The following is a 17,207-nucleotide window of genomic DNA, read 5'->3' on the forward strand; positions in this document are numbered from 1 at the left end:
AAACCGACATGGAAAGCGTCCACGACAAGCTTTCAAGAGTCCGCAAGCCGCGGGTCCACATCACCTATGATGTTGAGACCGAGGGCGCCATGGTCAAGAAGGAGCTGCCCTTCGTGGTCGGCGTCATGGGTGACTTCTCGGGCAACAACAACACCGACCTGAAACCGCTCAAGGATCGCCGCTTCATCCAGATTGACCGGGACAATTTCGACGACGTCATGCGTCGCATGAGCCCGAAGCTGTCGATGAAGGTGGATAACAAGCTCTCCGATGATGACTCGCAGATGGCGGTGGAGCTTGAGTTCAACCGCATGGAAGACTTCGAGCCCGAGGCCATCGTGAACCAGGTGGAGCCGCTGCGCGAGCTCATGGAAACCCGTAACAAGCTGCGGGACCTGATGACCAAGGTGGATCGCTCTGAAGAGCTCGAGGAACTGCTGGAGCGGGTTCTCAGCAACTCCGAGGACCTGAACAGCCTGAACAGCGAACTGGGAACCAGGGAAGGGGAGGATTCGGAATGAGTGCTGAAGAGCAGACTCAGGAAGCTGTCACGGAGGAAGGCGAAAGCCTGAGCCTTCTGGACCAGGCCATCGGGGCCACCAAGCAGACGGAAAGCGACCGGGCACGGGAGCTGATCCGCACGCTCACCGATGAGGCCATGAAGGGCACGGTGACCTGGAACAAGAACCTCAACGTCACCTTCAACCAGGCCATTGCTGCCATCGATGAGGCGATCTCGAGCCAGCTCTCCGAGGTCATGCACAACGAGGAATTCCAGAAGCTGGAAGGCTCATGGCGTGGGCTCCAGCACCTGGTGATGAACTCGGAAACCAGCTCGAGTCTAAAGATCCGGGTGCTCAACGTGAGCAAGAAGGAGCTGCACAAGGATCTGTCCAAGGCGGTTGAGTTCGACCAGAGCCAGACCTTCAAGAAGATCTACGAGTCCGAGTTCGGCACGCCCGGCGGCGAACCCTATGGTGCGCTGATCGGCGACTACGAGTTCAGCAATCATCCCACGGACATGGAGACCCTGAGCCTGATGTCCAATGTGGCGGCATCCGGCTTCTGTCCCTTCATTGCCTCCTCCGGTCCGGGGCTCTTTGGGTTCGATGACTGGACCGAGCTGACCAAGCCCCGCGACCTCGAGAAGGTGTTCGAATCCGTGGAATACACCAAGTGGCGCTCCTTCCGCGAGAGTGACGATTCCCGGTTCGTGACCCTGACCATGCCCCGGGTGCTGGCGCGTCTGCCCTACGGTTCCGCGACCCAGCCGGTGGAGGCGTTCAACTTTGAGGAGTTCGAGATGGACGCGGATTCCGGCATGTCCGTGGCGGCCGACCACAATGACTACTGCTGGATGAACGCGGCCTACGTCATGGGCACCCGCCTGACCCAGGCGTTTGCCAAGTACGGCTTCTGTACCGCCATCCGGGGCGCGGAGGGCGGCGGTAAGGTCGAGGGCCTGCCGACCCACGTCTTCCAGAGCGATGACGGCGATCCGGATCTGAAGTGCCCGACCGAGATCGGCATCACCGACCGGCGCGAGGCGGAACTGAGTAAACTCGGCTTCCTGCCGCTGTGCCATTACAAGAACACGGACTACGCGGTGTTCTTCGGCGCCCAGACGTGCCAGAAGCCCAAGGTCTTCGATAACCCGGACGCCACCGCCAACGCGGCGATCTCCGCACGCCTGCCCTACCTGATGGCGACCTCGCGTTTTGCGCACTACCTGAAGGTCATGGCGCGGGACAAGATCGGTTCCTTCATGGAGGCCGAAGATGTGGAGAACTGGCTCAACCGCTGGATTCTCAACTACGTGAACGGTTCCGAGGGCGGCGGCCAGGACATCCGGGCACGGTATCCGCTGGCGGATGCGAAAGTGGAAGTCCGAGAGATTCCGGGGCGGCCCGGTTCCTACAACGCTGTCGCCTGGCTCCGGCCCTGGCTGCAGCTGGAGGAACTGTCCACCTCGCTGCGGATGGTGGCGAAGATTCCGGAGGCCGGCTGAGGCCACAGGGTAAAACCGTCGTGACAGGGACGTGTCATGGGTAGTGCAGAGTTCAAGGCAGGTATTACGGCAGTAGCGCTGGCCGAGGTGACCACGGTTGCTGAACTGGTGGAGCGCCTTGCCATCCGGGCGCCGGAAACCGACTGGGATCGGGATCAGGTGACGGCACTGCTGGTGGGAGCGCTGGAGGAACTGGATGCGCGCCTGAACGAGCAGGTTAACGCCATCCTGCACCAGCCGACGTTCCAGGCACTGGAGGCGAACTGGCGCGGCGTCCAGCTGCTGACCGAACAGGCGGCCCATGATGATACCGAGGGACTTGTCCGAATCCGGATGCTGGACCTGGAATGGAGTGAACTGAGTCGGGATCTGGCCCGTGCGATCGAGTTCGACCAGTCCCAGCTGTTCGCACGGCTCTATTCCGAGGAGTTCGGCAGCCCGGGCGGTGAACCCTTCGGGTTACTGCTCGGCGCCTACAGCGTGAGCCACAGGGTTCAGGGTGGCCAGGCGAACCTGGAGACCCTGGGCGAGCTGGCGCGGGTGGCAGCCGCAGCGTTTGCGCCGCTGATCCTGAACGCGGATCCGAGCTTCTTCGGGGTGGATCGGTTCGCCGAGCTGGCGAGCGTCATGGATCTGGAGAGTCATTTCGAGCAACCGGAACTGGTGCGTTGGCGCTCCCTGCGGCGCAGCGAGGACGCCCGATTCCTGGGGCTCGCCATGCCCCGCATGCTGATGCGGCGCCCCTATGCGGACGCGGGACCTGGGCCGGAAGCCTTCCGGTTCCGTGAGAAGGGGGATTCGCCGGACAGGGACTACCTGTGGGGGCCGGCCTGTTTCGCAGTGGGTACCGTCGCGATCCGGGCCTTCTGCCATTCAGGCTGGTTCGCGCAGATCCGTGGATACCGGGAAGGACGGGTAGCCCATGGCACGGTGGATAATCTGCCCGGGGTCCAGACGCTGTCCTCGGCGGGGCGGATCTTTCCGACCCGGAGCCCGGTGGAGTGGCAGATCAGTGACCGTATGGAGCGGGTCCTGGCGGACCAGGGCTTCATTCCGCTGCTGCCGCTGGTGAACACGGAGATGCTGGTGCTGCACTCGGTGCCCTCCATTCAGGAGCCCGCGCACTACGACCAGGGCGAGGCCCAGGTGAGCGCGCGGCTGGCAGCGATGCTGCACTACACACTCTGTGTCTCCCGCTTCGCGCATTACCTGAAGGTGATGGGCCGGGACCGGGTGGGCGGATACCGCTCACCGGAGGAATGCGAAACCCAGCTCCAGCGCTGGCTGCACCGCTACACCATGGCCACGGAAGGCGCTTCGGATGAGATGCGGGCCCGCTTCCCGCTGCGCAGCGCCAGTGTCTCGGTGCGGCCAAGGCCCGGGCAGCCAGGGCGTTACGATTCGGTGATCCGGCTGCAGCCGCATTTCCAGCTGGATCAGCTGGTGACCAGCATGCGCCTGATCACCGAGCTGACACCGATACACAACTGATCGCCGGGCAACAGGCCCGGGAAATGCACGGACGAACAGGACCAGGGATATGGAACCCATCAGGCAGTACCTGTCCGCCGGTGAACTGACACCGGCCATTGAAGTCATCCAGGACCACCTCCGGGAGGCGCCTTCCGCCAGTGACTGGCGGGCCTGCCTGGTGGAACTGCTGTGCATTGCCAACGACCTCCAGCGCGCCGACCAGGTACTGGAGCACCTGGCTCGCCATCATCCGGACTGGCTTGCCGGGGCGGCCAATCTGCGCCAGCTCCTCAGGGCCCAGCAGGCAAGGCTGGCCCTGCGTGAGGGGCAGCTCGCCGACGGTGTTGTGGCCACGCCGGGGGCTTCCCTGGAGGCGCTCCTCAAGCTCCATGCCGGGATTGGCAGTGGTGACATGGAAGCGGCCGGCGAAGCCGCCAGGGCGCTGGAGGAGACCCGGTCGACGGCCTGTTTCCAACGCGGCGATCAGGCGGGCCCGGTCCGCGACTGTGATGACACCCTCAACGGCTATCTTGAGGCACTGGGAACGGACGGCCATTTCTATCTCTGGCAGTGGGACGAGCTGGAGAGCATCCACTTCGAGGCGCCCGCCTCCCCGCTTGAATGGGTATGGCGACGCGCCCGCGTGGCTCTGAGCAGCGGCTCCCACGGCGAGGTACTGCTGCCGCTGACCTATGCAACCAGCGAAACGGATGCTCAGAAACTCGGCCGTGAGACGGACTGGGTGGAGCGCGCACCCGGGGTTGTCACGGGGGTCGGGCTCAAGCTGCTGTTGCTGGGCGATGAGGCGGTGCCACTGGATGGCCGGCTGGAGCTGGAACGCCAGACCCGGGCCGGGGCCGATCATGAAACCGTCTGATGCCCGTAACGGGCTGCAGCTTAGCCTGCTTGACCGACTCCTGGAGGACGGTGCGGTCCGGCCGAGTCTGGCCCGGATCCGTCAATCCGTGCGCCGGGACCTGGAGTGGCTTCTGAATGCCCGGCGCAGCTGGCTGCCGCTCCAAGCGTTCGGCTCGGAGCTGGACCAATCGGTACTGGGCTACGGGCTACCGGACTTCACGGTCATGGAGCTCAGCACCGAGGACGGCCGTCAATGGCTCTGCGAGGAAGTCCGGCGGACGATCCGGCGGTTCGAGCCGCGCCTGGCCCGGGTCGACGTGGTGATGCGGGATACGGATACCCCCATGGATCGCTACCTGCGACTGCGCATCGAGGGGATCCTGCTGGTCGAACCCGTACCGCAGCCCGTGGCATTTGATTCGGAACTGGAACCGGTGAACCTTTCGGTAACGCTCAGGGAGTGCGCGTGATGGGTGATGAACTGCTTCAGTACTACAACCGGGAACTGGCCTATCTCCGGCGTCAGGGCGCTGAATTCGCCGAGGCCTATCCGCGTGTCGCCGGGCATCTGCGGATGAGCGAGGAGTCGGTTGAGGATCCCCATGTTTCCCGGCTCCTGGAGGGTGTGGCTTTTCTGTCCGCCCAGGTCCGGCAGCGCCTGGACGGCCACTTCACCGAGCTGGCGGACGTGCTCATGGGCACACTGTATCCGGATTACCAGGCACCGATTCCGTCCATGAGTATCCTCCAGATGACACCGGCACCGGCGCTGAAATCCATTGCCCCGCTGGAACAGGGTGTGGCCTTCGAAACGGTTTCCAGGGAACACCCGAAATGCCGTTTCGAAGGCCGGGGCGAACAGGCCGTGGGGCCGATTGAGGTGACAGAGGGTGCGTTCGAGAACAGCCCCTTCCAGGCACCTCGTCATCCGCGGGTAACGGGTGCCCGCAGCATCATCCGCCTGCGCCTGCAGGCCCGGGCGTCGTTGCAGGACCTCAATACCCCCTGGCTGCGTTTCTACCTGCACGGTCAGTCGCACCAGAGCCACGAGCTTTACGACCTGATCCATCGTACTGGCCTGGGCTGTGCCATGGTGCCGGTGAACGATCAACGCCAGGTCCGTTTCTTTCCGGGTGACGTCCTGCGCCCCGTTGGCTTTGACGACGACGAGGCGCTGGTGCCCTGGGGGCAGCGTGGATTCACCGGCTACCGCCTGCTGACGGAATATTTTCTGTTCCCGGAAAAGTTCCTGTTTGTCCATCTGGAAGGACTTGAAGACCAGTGGCCGGACAGCCGGGAAGTGGATCTGTACCTCTACCTCGGCGAAGGGTCCGAGGAACAGGAAAAGCGGTTTGTTGCGGACCACATGCGTCTCTGGTGCACACCGGTGGTGAACCTGTTCAGTGACCGGCTTGAACCAGTGCGGGCTGATGAGGGTGAGTACCGCCACCGTCTGGCTCCCCGCTATGGCGATAGTGACGTGAGCGAGGTGGTGGATCTGGAGCGCGTGGAGCTGCTGCGCGATGGCAGGGCGCGCGAACTGGCGCCCTACTACGGTCGTGGCCACCCTAAATGGCAGAACACGATGAACGTCTACTGGCACCTGCACCGTGAGCAGGCGGAATGGGCCGGTGGCCGCAATGAACCGGGAACAGACGCCTGGCTGAGCCTGGTGGACCATCGTTGCGTGGAGCAGGATCGTGCGTCACTGCCGCGCGACGAGACGCTCGCCGTTCGGGCACGGTGCTGTAATCGCAACCTGCCCGCCAGTCTTCCGTTCGGCGGTGGTTCGACCCGGTTCCGGGCTGTGGATGAGTCCCGGGTGGAGCGGGCGGAGGCCATTGTGGCGCCGACGGAAACGGTTCGTCCCGAACTCGGGAATGCCGGTCGGTGGCAGTTCATCCAGCACCTGACACTGTCCCATTTCGACGGTCCGGATGCGCTGGATCGGCTACGGACCGTGCTCCAGCTTCATGACTTCCGCAAGACACCGGAAACCCGCACGTTGATCGACGGGATCGAAGACGTCGCCATCAAGCCCTCGGTGGCGCGGGTCGGAAGCGGCGTCCAGCGGGGCGTATGCCGTGGCAGTGACGTGGTGATCACTTTCTCGCGTCCGAGCTACGCCGGCACCAGCATCTACCTGTTCGCTGCCGTTCTGGACCGGTTCTTCGCCCACTTCGCCCAGCTGAACAGTTTCACCCGCCTGCGGGTACGGCTCAGTGGCCAGAACCAGGATTACCACGTCTGGCCTGCCCGGGCCGGGGAGCAGACGCTGCTATGAACGTGGAAGCAATGACCGGTGAGCAGGATTTCTTCCGCACGGTCTGGCGCCTCCAGCGCCAGATCCCGGAGCGTCGTTCCGCCTACCGGCGCGTGGGCCATGACGGTTGGCCAAGCCAGGAACTGGTCCGGTTCCGCACCAGCCAGCACATGGGCTTCGTGGGGTCAGACCTGGTGGCGACGCACGAGGAACAGCTGGAGGAGGGAGTCAGCCGGGGCGAACTGACCGTGGACAGTCTTGGCCTTACCGGTGCCCGGGGAGCGCTGCCCTCCCACTACACCGAGATGGTGCTGGCACAGGTCCGGTCCCGGTCGCCCGCGCTGCGGGACTTTCTGGACATGTTCAATCATCGGCTCCTGTCGCTGCTCTACCGCAGTTGGGAAAAGACCCAACCCGCGGTGCAGCAGGAAAGAACCGAAGCGGATGCATTCACCACGGTCCTGGGGGCGCTGACCGGGGCGGAGACGGAACTGGATATCCATTACGGCGCCGCCCTGGCGCGTGGCCCCCGATCCGCCAGCATGCTGCGCCACTGTCTCGAGGACCTGTGTGGTATGCCGGTGACGGTTACGCCGTTGCAGGGCGAGTGGGCGGATGTGGCCGAGGCGGACCAGACCCGTCTTCCTGATGCCTCGCGCCCGGGTGGCCAGCATGCCCGGCTAGGGGAAGCCATGCTCGGAAAGCGGGTATGGATCGCCGATCACGGGGTGCGGGTCACCTTTCATGCGGAGAAGGAAACCCAGCTTCGTTCCCTTCTGCCGGGTGGCGCCCTCAGCCCGGTGATGGAGCGGCTGAGCCGGAAACTGGTAGGAGGACAGACAGTTCTGCATTACCGGGTGCGGGCCCGTACCGCGATGGTGACCGGGGCACGGCTGGATGGCCACGCACGCGTGGGAAAAAACAGTTTCATCGGGGCGTTCCAGGAGCCGGAACAGCCCCTGGAGATCGGATTCAGGCCAGGGAAGGAGTAACCCGCCATGTCATCAATGACACTCAAGGCGCTCGTGGAGCGCATGAACCCGTCCACCCGCCAGGCCATGGAAGCGGCGGTGGGCCAGAGCCACCAGCGCACCCACGAATGCGTTGAGGTGGAACACCTCATGCGTGCGTTGCTCACACAACAGGACCCGGACATTACCGGCATCCTCAACCATTACGGGATGGATTGCGGCCGGCTGGAAGGCCAGTTGGACCAGGCCCTGGAAGGGTTCAGCACGGGCAATGGTGCCACGCCCAGCCTGTCGCCCCGGCTCGTGGACCTGCTGCGCCAGTGCTGGCTGGATACCTCCATCGAGTTCGGGGAAGCCGCCATCCGCGGCGCTACACTGCTCTACAGCCTGCTTCAGGATCCGGCCATGGCGGCGCTTGCCACCCGCTATGCCAAGGAGCTGGACCAGCTGGACGCGCAACGGCTTCTGGGCGACTGGCCCACACTCCGCGAGACGCTGGATGATTCTCCCGGGAACCAGACCCAGCCGAGTTCGGGGCGAGAGCAGCATCTGTCCCAATACACCGTGGATCTGACGGCACAGGCCCAGGCCGGGGAGATTGATCCTGTCCTGGGGCGCGATGACGAGATCCGCCAGATGATCGACATCCTGACCCGGCGGCGCCAGAACAACCCGATCCTCACCGGCGAGGCTGGTGTGGGCAAGACAGCCGTGGTCGAGGGGTTGGCGCGGCGTATTGCCGATGGTGAGGTCCCGGACGCACTGTCGCGGGCACGGCTTCTGACGCTGGATCTCGCGCTGCTCCAGGCGGGTGCGGGTGTGAAGGGCGAATTCGAGAATCGGCTGAAGGGCGTGATTGATGAGGTGAAGGCCGCCACCGAGCCGGTGATCCTCTTCATTGACGAAGCCCACAACATGATCGGCGCCGGCAACCAGGCGGGCCAGAATGACGCGGCCAATCTCCTGAAGCCGGCGTTGGCACGGGGCGAGCTGCGCACCATCGGGGCGACCACCTGGTCTGAATACAAGAAGTATTTTGAGAAAGATGCGGCCCTGAGCCGGCGCTTCCAGGTCGTGCCGGTGGACGAGCCGGACGAGGAGACCGCCACGCGGATCCTGCGTGGGCTGGCACCGACCTTGGAAGCTCACCACGACGTGGCCGTGACTGACGCGGCGCTGGGCGCTACCGTTCGGCTGTCGACCCGCTACCTCCCGGGCCGCCAGTTGCCGGACAAGGCAGTGGCACTTCTGGATACCGCCTGTGCCCGGGTGGCGATGAGCCAGGCCAGTTTGCCGGCGGCTCTTGAACAGGCTCGCGCCAGACACCGGGGTCTCCGTGAGGAAGCCGACCGGCTTGCCGCCGAGGCCCGTACCGGCGTCGAGCATGGGCAGCGCCAGGACGAGCTGGGCACCGAACTGCACCACCTGGAGCAGACCCTGGAAGAGCTGGAATCTGCCTGGAACCACGAATGCGAGCAGGTCAACGAAGCCCGGGAACTTGGCCGGCGTATTGCCGAGGACGGCGACGAAGAACCGGTCACAGAACTGAAAAGGCTCCGGCAGGCCCTCGGTGAACGGACCGCGCCCATGGTGCACTGGCAGGTCGACGAGCCGATTGTCGCTGAGGTGATTTCCGACTGGACCGGAATCCCGCTCGGGCGCCTGCAGGCGGATGAGGTTGCCAGTGTCCTGTCATTGGAAGACCACCTGCGGGAACGGGTGCGGGGTCAGGACCACGCCATCGACGACATTGCCCGGACCATCCGCATTGCTCGGGCGGACCTCGCCGATGAGCGCAAGCCACTCGGTGTTTTCCTGCTGGTGGGCCCCAGCGGCGTGGGCAAGACCGAGACCGCGCTGGCGCTGGCGGAGCAGGTCTACGGCAGCGAAGACAACATGACCGTGATCAACATGTCCGAGTTCAAGGAGGAGCACAAGGTCTCCCAGCTGGTCGGATCACCTCCCGGCTACGTGGGCTATGGCGAGGGTGGCGTCCTGACCGAGGCGGTCCGGCGCCGTCCCTACAGTGTCATTCTCCTGGATGAAATGGAGAAGGCGCACCCCGGCGTCCAGGACGTCTTCTACCAGGTTTTTGACAAGGGCATGCTCCGGGACGGGGAAGGTCGCGACGTGGACTTCCGCAACACGGTCATCCTGATGACCTCCAATGCAGGCTCGGAAATGATCAACGACCTGTACGCGGATGAGATGACGGCACCCAGGCCCCACGCCCTGAAGGATGCTATCTGGGATGAGCTGCTGAACACCTTCAAGCCAGCGTTCCTCGGGCGTACGACAGTGCTGCCCTATACCCCGCTGGGCCGGGAACAACTGGCCGAGATCGCGCGCCTGCAGCTGGGCCGTGTCGCCGACCGTATCCAGCGTCATCACGAGGCGCCATTGAGTTACAGCGACGACGTCATCGACGCCATTGTGGATCGCTGCACCGAGAGCACGTCCGGCGCACGCAATATCCCGCGCATCCTGCAGCAGGAAGTACTGCCCGAGATGTCGACACGGATTCTGGAAAGTCTCGGCCGGGAACAGAGTCCCCGCACCGTGACGCTGTCCATCGACAACGGGTCGTTCCGCATCGAGCTCTCGGTTGATGACGCAGATCCATCGAAAAGGAATTCAGCCTGGACGGATACGCCCGTTCAGGCCTGAGCCGGATTCCGGGGAGTTGGAACTCTCCGGATAACTGCTTCCCGTAAGGATGGGAAGCGAACCGCCATGTCCTGGTTACAGGACGTAACGCAAAATGCAAAAGGAGCAATTCAATGCAGACCAATACCTACCTGGATTTTGGTGGCCTGAAAGGCGAAGCAACCGCCGAGGAATACAAGGACCTGATCACCGTCGATACCCTGGATTTCAACGTCCACCGGGATATTGCGGCGCCCACGGGTACCGCCATGGATCGGGAAGCCTCGGCAACACGCCTGGGTGACATCACCATTACCAAGAAGCAGGACAAGGCCACACCGGATCTCTTCAAGGAAGCGACCATCGGCAAAGGCAAGCCTGCCACCTTCTATCTGACCAAGCAGGGCGACAAGATCGAGGAGATCATGAAAATCGAACTCTCGGACGCCATGATCTCCAACTACAGCGTTTCCGCTGAAGGCGATCGCCCGACTGAGTCCATCACCATCAGCTACACCGAAATGACCATGTCCGTCACGCCTACTGACGACACCAACGCGGCAACCGCGCCGCTGGTCTACGGCTACAGCGGTGTGAAGGGCCAGCAGCTCTAAGGGTGGCAGTGGCCACATGGAACGGGGAGGGTATGCCCTCCCCATTCTGAATTCCCACAGACCAGGACGGTGCGGAGTGTCATGGCAACGGAAGAGCAGCATCACCACCTGAAGATCCAGGGCCCCCAGGGAAAGGACGCGCTGGCGATTGAGCACCTGCGGGTCAGCGAGGGCCTGTCGCGTCTTTTCGAGATCCAGGTCCGGTTTATCGCCAATCAACGGCTGAGCGATCTGGAGGGCCAGGTCGGTCAGGCGGTCAGTATCAGCCTGACCCTGAGTGGCCAGTCGGAGAGTGAAACGCGTTACTTCCACGGTCATATCGCGAGCATCGGGGAACTTGGCAAACCCTTCCACAACAGTGAGGGCCAGCGTTATGAGGCTAGGGTGGTCCCGCGTGCCTGGAGTGCCCGGAACCGCAGCAACTGCCGTATCTTCCAGGAGGAAACGGCGCTGGACATTGCGGAAACCGTGCTGGGAGAGCACGAGGTTGAACTGGTCCGGAACATCGAAGGGGCACTTCGCAACTACCGTTACTGCGTTCAGTACAATGAAACCGACTGGGATTTCGTAACCCGGTTACTGGCCCATGAAGGCCTTTTCTTCTTTTTCGAACATTCCGAATCCGGCCACCGGATGGTGGTCGGTGATAACGTGAACGCCTATCAGCCGGCGCTTGAAGACAGTGTGGTCTACCGTTCGGGCACCACCGGCGACAGCCGCATCTACCAGTGGCGACAGGAGCACAATGCCGGGCCGGATGCCCTGGTGGAACAGGGTTTTGATTTCACGCGTCCCGGCGAGACCGTTGCCGACAACGGCAAGGTCGGCGTTCCCGGCGAGGCGTTCGGGGAGCAGGAGATCTTCCATTACATTGGCGAGGATCATCTGCTCATCAACGACACTGAACCCCTGGCGGCGACCCACCTCAAGGGACTGAACCGTGAGGCACAGATCTACCATGGGGCCTCGGATTATCTGTCTTTCGGGGCTGGCCTGACCTTCAGCTTCCACAAGCATGAGGACGGCGTGAACTCGGGGACCAGCTTTGTGATCACCCGGTTCGAGTGCACCGCCAGCGTCCCCGTGAACAGTGAGGACGGGGATTCAGGGGAATCCTCCCATTACACCAATACCTTTGAGTGCATCACGACCGACAAGCCGTTCGTGCCGGCGCGTCAACCGAAGCCCGTCATTCCCGGCGTGCAGACCGCTACGGTGACCACCGGGCCGGGCGAGGAACTGCACGTGGACGAATACGGTCGCGTCCGCGTCCAGTTCCACTGGGACCGGGAAGGAAAGAACAACCCGGACAGTTCCTGCTGGATCCGTGTTGCCCAGGGGTGGGCCGGCGCCGGTTTCGGTGCGCAGTTCCTGCCGCGCCAGGGTCAGGAGGTGGTGGTCGAGTTCATCAACGGTGACCCGGACCAGCCCCTGGTCACCGGTTCCGTCTACAACGACGACAACCCCTTGCCGTTCTCGACCGACGAGCAACTGAACTCCTCGGGCATCCGTTCGCGTTCCACACTGGAGGGCGGCGAGGAAAACTACAGCGAGATCCGCTTTGACGATGACAAGGGCAAGGAGCTGCTGGTTCTCCACGCGGAGAAGGATCACGAGCTGACCGTCGAGAATGACGAGACCGACTCCATCGGCAATAACCGCGAGACCGAGGTCGGAAACGACGACCAGCTCGAGGTGGGCAACAACCAGAATGCCTCCATTGGCGGCGACCGCACCAGCGAGACCAGCGGCAGCGATACCATCAAGGCCGGCAAGACCATCACGGTGGACGCCGGAACCAGCATCACGCTGCAGACCGGGGCCGCCAGCATCACACTTGAGAGTTCCGGCAACATCGCCATCGAGGGCACACAGATCAGTCTTGATGGCGCGACAATCAGCCTCAAGGGCGCCAACATCAGTCTCAACTGAGACCAGGGACGGAAAGGACAGGATTTCAGGGATGCTGAGACGCGACCACCATCTCAGGGCCGACCTCGGGCGCCTGTACTCGTTCAGCCTGGGACTGCGCATGAACGAAGACGGCACTTACCGGCGTCCGGATGTCATGGCCTGCCGGATCTACGCCCGCCAGACACTCGAGGACATCGCCCGGAGTCAGGACGACCCGTTCAACTACCGGCTTCTGGATCTTTGGCTGGACGTGTTCCAGCGGCCGTGGGATCAACCGACGAACCTCCACCAGCTGTTGGACGACCTTGCTCGCCAGGTTGGCAGCGGGGAGCTGAAGGTGTATCTGGAGTATGATCCGAACCTCGACCCGTCAAGAACACCTGCTTCCGGTGATAGCGGCTCTGGTCGTAAAAATGGGGCAGGGGACGAAGATCTGCCTTACACGCCTGACCCGGAATATACGGAACCCAAGGTTGGTAACCGTGTTCACCGGCGTAAACACCAGGACGGTCCTGAAGAGGACCCTTATACGATCCAGTCTGATGGAAAACCTCTGGGGGCAGAAGAGGGAGCGATGCCCCCACAATATGATGGTATGGAAGGACCACCAGCCGACCATGATGCTCTGGTTGATGAAGGGTGGCCAGACCTGACCTTTGAAGGAAACAGGACTTATGAAACGTTTACCGATGTAGAGCCTGTGGAACTACCACCTAAAACCAAGATATACCGCATTGTGGATGAGCGAGCGGGTAATGCAGGTGGGTTTTGGACTGATGAGCTACCGGAAAACAAAGAAGCGTGGCGCCGTGACTATGCTGTAAAAGATGATTGGAACGATAACGGGTACTACGTGGAACATGTTGTCGGGGATTAAGGGTTGAAAGCGTGGAAGGGCCCAGCGGCCGGACAGGAATATCAGGATGGTAGGTTCTATCTAAAAGGTGGTAAAAATCAGCTTTTCATCACTCCCGGAGAAACGGAACCCGGGGCTCCTAAACTGACCAATTGGCCGGAGCCATAAAATGGATCCACAAGTCAAAAGAAGGCTGCTTCTACGGAAATTCTCAAGCATTGAATACATGGAGGAATGTCAGAGCTATTTTCGCAACGCACTGGATGCCCTTGATGAAGCGCTAGCTTATTTTGAGAAGCACTATAGCCAGGATGATTGGAAAAATTGGCATCCATCAGAATGGCCTACTACGTGGCGTGATCGTGCTCAGAAGAATATGGAAAATCTCTATATTTCGTTGAAACAGGGGGTTCAGCAATATCAATCCGGTGATCCGGATCGGTTACGCGGAACCTGCAATGGCCTTACTGCTCTTAGCAAAGACATGGACGGTATGGGAGAAAAATGGTGGAGCTATGTCCCCTCCGAATATGAGGAAAGATTCATCAGAAACCGCAAGGAAGCCGTACAGCGTGCTTCCAATATTCGTCGTACAATTGGCGGTTATTGGAAAAATCCCGATTCTGTTCTGAAGGAAACGGTAACAGGCCCGATCAATGAACAGGACTTGCTGCGCTTCCTGAAACCGGGAGAGCAGGTGTAAGTGCCAGAAAAGCGTTACTGGATTCAGGATCATAGCGCATCAGGAATGATCAATAGTGATGAGCGTTACGCAGACATTATTGAAAACTGTGACCTGCTTCTTGAGAAACTGAGTTCCTATTCTCAAAAAGATTCCACACCCGAGGGAGCGATGATTTCCCAGCTGAAGTGGCTCAAGGAACAAACTAAGGCTTGGAGTCTGGAATTGCCACTGGATGGGCGGTATATCGCTACCCTGAGCTACGTCTTTACTGAGGGCTCATTACGCTGGCTTGCGACCTCTAGAGAGGAGTATGTTCGGACTGTGGAGGTTTATGAGAAACGTCTGATCAGTCTCACAAGACATGGCTGTTTCCTAGCAAAACGAGAATATTATCCCTATGCCGTACGTTGTATTAACAAGCTGATTGCGATACTTGAAAACGCGTCACGTCCATTGTCGGCTGAGGAAAAGGCTTGTATTCCAGAACTCAACGCACTTGGTGACAAGTTGGCCAGGGAGGAAATTGAACCTCCACTCATGATTGGCAACGACTATCCAAATTTTCGGGAAATTTACGCACCGTGGGAATGTACCATCGAGGATCTGCCGGAAGGGAGAGCGGTGAGTCGGGTGGTATCCGATTTTGTATTCAACGGCAGGCGGCCTCAAAGCTGGGCAACCACGCAAGCAGCTGATCAGGAAACGAATTTCTGATAATGGCGGGAAGCATTTTACGTCTTAAATGCTTCAATGAAATGGCAGCGAGCAGGGAAGAAGAGAACGCTGAGGAAGATATTTTTGGCTACGTCTTTATGCTCAAGGAAAACCGGAAGGCGGCTCATAATCTCTATGCCTTGTGGTCCAGAGACGCTGTGTCCTGAAGGTGAGTCGGTGTCGTGTCCGTGTCCTATTGCCCCGATACGGAAGGAATAGCAATGACTTCATGAGAGTTATCGGGACTAAACATGGCCCGAAGCTTTTCATTAATGACCATCAGTACTCATTCCGTGATTCCAGCTGGTCCGCTGACGTTCAGGAAGGTGATTCGGAGAACCAGTTCATCATTCGAGAGCACGGCCTAGAGGTGCTTAGGATTGCGTATCCGCCAGCGGCAGTGGACGAGCTGGACCCGTGGTCGGACGAAGAAACCGAAGATTTCTTCAAGTGGGTTGTTGCGAAGCAAAACGACGAGGAGTTCATTGAGATGTGGACTGTCGAGTAACCTGGATTGCGACTCGTTATGGAAGACGAACTCGAACATTTCCTGGATGTCCGCGACACGCTGCTTGCCAGTGACAGCGCCAGCCCTGATCAGCTGAAGGCGCACGATCGGCAGCTTCTGGGGCACCTCCTGAAGGAAGTTACCGAATCACCCGCGTTACTGTCGCCTGATACCCGTGCCTGCGAGCTGGCCGACCTGCTCGCGGAACAGCCGGAGCGGCGGCTCTGCGTGGTGGAAGCCCGTGACCGGGTATGGCCGGGCGAATTGGCGCAGGTTCAGTCCAGTTTCATCCATGAACGGGGTCAAGAGGCCATCGCCTGGTGGCTGGCCGCCCACTACCGCAGCCTGGCTTGCCCCACGGATTTCCCGGAGCCATTTACCACTCAAGTCTGGGCGGCCCGCGCCCTGATCCGGCGCGGCTATGTTCCGCCGGCCCCCTGGGGGGACTGGTATGCGGCGCTCAACCGTGAAGGCGATCCTGAGGCGGTCGCGCTGACGTTCTGGGAGGCAAGTGGCGGGGCCCTCTGGCGCGAATGGCTTCCCCCTGTTCTGGCTGCCACGGATGACACGCGTGTGGCGTTGCTGGTCAACGCCCTGGCGCCTCGGGTTACGGATGACGTCCTGGTCGCGATGCTTGGGGCCACCTGGCACAGTCGCTTCCTGCCCTGGCTGGCCAGCTTTCGTCATGATGAATCGCTGGCGGATTCCGCCCTGCGTGAGGTCCGCTGGCTGGTCGGTGACCGGGAAGAACGTCACCGCGGGCGGCAGCTGTGGGGCATGGCGCTGGACGGGGTGGATTGGAAGCGGTTGTTCCGGGTCCTGCCGCTCGGTTTCCGCGGACGACTATGGCCCGCGTGCGGTCACAGGATTGAAGGTACCCCTGTTTCGTTGCACGGAGGTCACTGGTGCCCTGGCAGCTGACCGGTATTCACGGAACGATAGGTTCCTGCCCGCCCGAGGACCTTCTGACGCCGGGGCTTGGAGCCCAGCCCCGGGTTCCGGACGATCAGGGCCAGTGCCGGATTCCGGGTGTTGAGGCTGGCGACGTTCATGATCGTCTGATCGAGGTCATTGAGCCGTTACTCCTGCCTGGCCAGCCCAATTGGGTGGTGTTGCCAGCCAGTGAACAGGACCAGCGACTGGGCTGGGAGCAACAGGTTGGGGACAGGGCCGAAATCGGTTTCGGGCGGGGCTGGAGCGCGTTGGCCATGAGTCAGCTTAACCGGCTGGGAACGACCGGGCGTGTAATCGCGGCCCGGATGATCGGAGCGGATGAAGAAGGGGTGGAAGCAGTTGTGGCCCTGGACTGGACACCCTCCGATCAAGGCCTCGAGCTGGTCTTCTCGCAGGTGGATGGCCGACCGGAAGGTGGGACCGACCCCGGCGCCCTGATTCGTAAGGGAGGGGAGGTGGTGACACAACCCGAGGCGGTGCTGTGCCCGGGTACCGGCAGTGATGGGTACCTGGACCAGCTTTACCCGGCCCTTGCGGCACTGGGCGATTGGGTTCAGTCAGAAGTCCGCTGGAGCTTTCCCGAAGCGTCATTGGGCGCTCTGGGCGTGGCCGGCTGCCTCTTCGGCTGGGCCTGGCTGGTGCAGGGGTACAACCTGGGTGAGTTCACGGAGACAACGGCGGTTCTGGCCATGGATGAGAGCGCCCTGGTCGGCCTTTCCCTCGTGCGCCCCGCCGGAGCCTGA

General features: G+C 61.6%; 16 protein-coding genes. All 16 read left to right on the forward strand.

All coding sequences use genetic code 11. The features are described from left to right. Positions 1–8 precede the first annotated feature (8 nt). On the forward strand, positions 9–521 hold the full coding sequence (gene tssB, locus CK501_RS03050; RefSeq protein ID WP_095616239.1) for a type VI secretion system contractile sheath small subunit: 513 nt from the start codon (positions 9–11) through the stop codon (positions 519–521). Then, positions 518–2,008, forward strand: coding sequence for a type VI secretion system contractile sheath large subunit (tssC, locus tag CK501_RS03055; protein ID WP_095616240.1), 1,491 nt, complete (start codon positions 518–520; stop codon positions 2,006–2,008). The genes tssB and tssC (CK501_RS03055) overlap by 4 nt, the downstream gene beginning before the upstream one ends. A gap of 36 nt (positions 2,009–2,044) precedes the next feature. Continuing rightward, entirely contained in the window at positions 2,045–3,499 is a 1,455-nt protein-coding gene (tssC, locus tag CK501_RS03060; protein ID WP_095616241.1) for a type VI secretion system contractile sheath large subunit, read from the forward strand. A 49-nt stretch (positions 3,500–3,548) separates the two neighbouring features. After that, entirely contained in the window at positions 3,549–4,358 is an 810-nt protein-coding gene (locus CK501_RS03065; protein WP_095616242.1) for a type VI secretion system accessory protein TagJ, read from the forward strand. Then, positions 4,345–4,809, forward strand: a complete 465-nt coding sequence (gene tssE, locus CK501_RS03070) for a type VI secretion system baseplate subunit TssE (protein WP_158223025.1) — start codon at positions 4,345–4,347, stop codon at positions 4,807–4,809. Before CK501_RS03065 ends, tssE begins: the two co-directional genes overlap by 14 nt. After that, positions 4,809–6,623, forward strand: coding sequence for a type VI secretion system baseplate subunit TssF (gene tssF, locus CK501_RS03075; RefSeq protein ID WP_095616243.1), 1,815 nt, complete (start codon positions 4,809–4,811; stop codon positions 6,621–6,623). Before tssE ends, tssF begins: the two co-directional genes overlap by 1 nt. After that, a complete protein-coding gene (gene tssG / locus CK501_RS03080; protein ID WP_095616244.1) occupies positions 6,620–7,594 on the forward strand; it encodes a type VI secretion system baseplate subunit TssG in 975 nt (324 codons plus the stop codon). Before tssF ends, tssG begins: the two co-directional genes overlap by 4 nt. Positions 7,595–7,600: 6 nt before the next feature. Continuing rightward, on the forward strand, positions 7,601–10,240 hold the full coding sequence (tssH, locus tag CK501_RS03085) for a type VI secretion system ATPase TssH (protein ID WP_095616245.1): 2,640 nt from the start codon (positions 7,601–7,603) through the stop codon (positions 10,238–10,240). Between the two features lie 113 nt (positions 10,241–10,353). Further along, on the forward strand, positions 10,354–10,833 hold the full coding sequence (locus tag CK501_RS03090) for an Hcp family type VI secretion system effector (RefSeq protein WP_095616246.1): 480 nt from the start codon (positions 10,354–10,356) through the stop codon (positions 10,831–10,833). An 81-nt stretch (positions 10,834–10,914) separates the two neighbouring features. After that, on the forward strand, positions 10,915–12,765 hold the full coding sequence (locus CK501_RS03095) for a type VI secretion system Vgr family protein (protein ID WP_095616247.1): 1,851 nt from the start codon (positions 10,915–10,917) through the stop codon (positions 12,763–12,765). Between the two features lie 100 nt (positions 12,766–12,865). Beyond that, positions 12,866–13,624, forward strand: a complete 759-nt coding sequence (locus CK501_RS03100; protein WP_143421374.1) for a hypothetical protein — start codon at positions 12,866–12,868, stop codon at positions 13,622–13,624. A 148-nt stretch (positions 13,625–13,772) separates the two neighbouring features. Next, positions 13,773–14,306: a hypothetical protein gene (locus CK501_RS03105; RefSeq protein ID WP_095616249.1), complete on the forward strand. Its 534-nt coding sequence runs from the start codon at positions 13,773–13,775 to the stop codon at positions 14,304–14,306. Continuing rightward, entirely contained in the window at positions 14,307–15,002 is a 696-nt protein-coding gene (locus tag CK501_RS03110) for a hypothetical protein (protein WP_143421375.1), read from the forward strand. A gap of 229 nt (positions 15,003–15,231) precedes the next feature. Next, positions 15,232–15,510 (forward strand): hypothetical protein, encoded by a 279-nt coding sequence (locus CK501_RS03115; protein ID WP_095616251.1) that lies wholly within the window; start codon positions 15,232–15,234, stop codon positions 15,508–15,510. Positions 15,511–15,528: 18 nt separating this feature from the next. After that, on the forward strand, positions 15,529–16,431 hold the full coding sequence (locus CK501_RS03120; protein ID WP_095616252.1) for a hypothetical protein: 903 nt from the start codon (positions 15,529–15,531) through the stop codon (positions 16,429–16,431). Beyond that, positions 16,416–17,207 carry a hypothetical protein gene (locus CK501_RS03125; RefSeq protein ID WP_095616253.1) on the forward strand — a complete coding sequence of 264 codons (792 nt, stop codon included), beginning with the start codon at positions 16,416–16,418 and terminating at the stop codon, positions 17,205–17,207. Before CK501_RS03120 ends, CK501_RS03125 begins: the two co-directional genes overlap by 16 nt.

The organism is Halovibrio salipaludis, from assembly GCF_002286965.1.
Lineage (GTDB): Bacteria > Pseudomonadota > Gammaproteobacteria > Pseudomonadales > Oleiphilaceae > Halospina > Halospina salipaludis.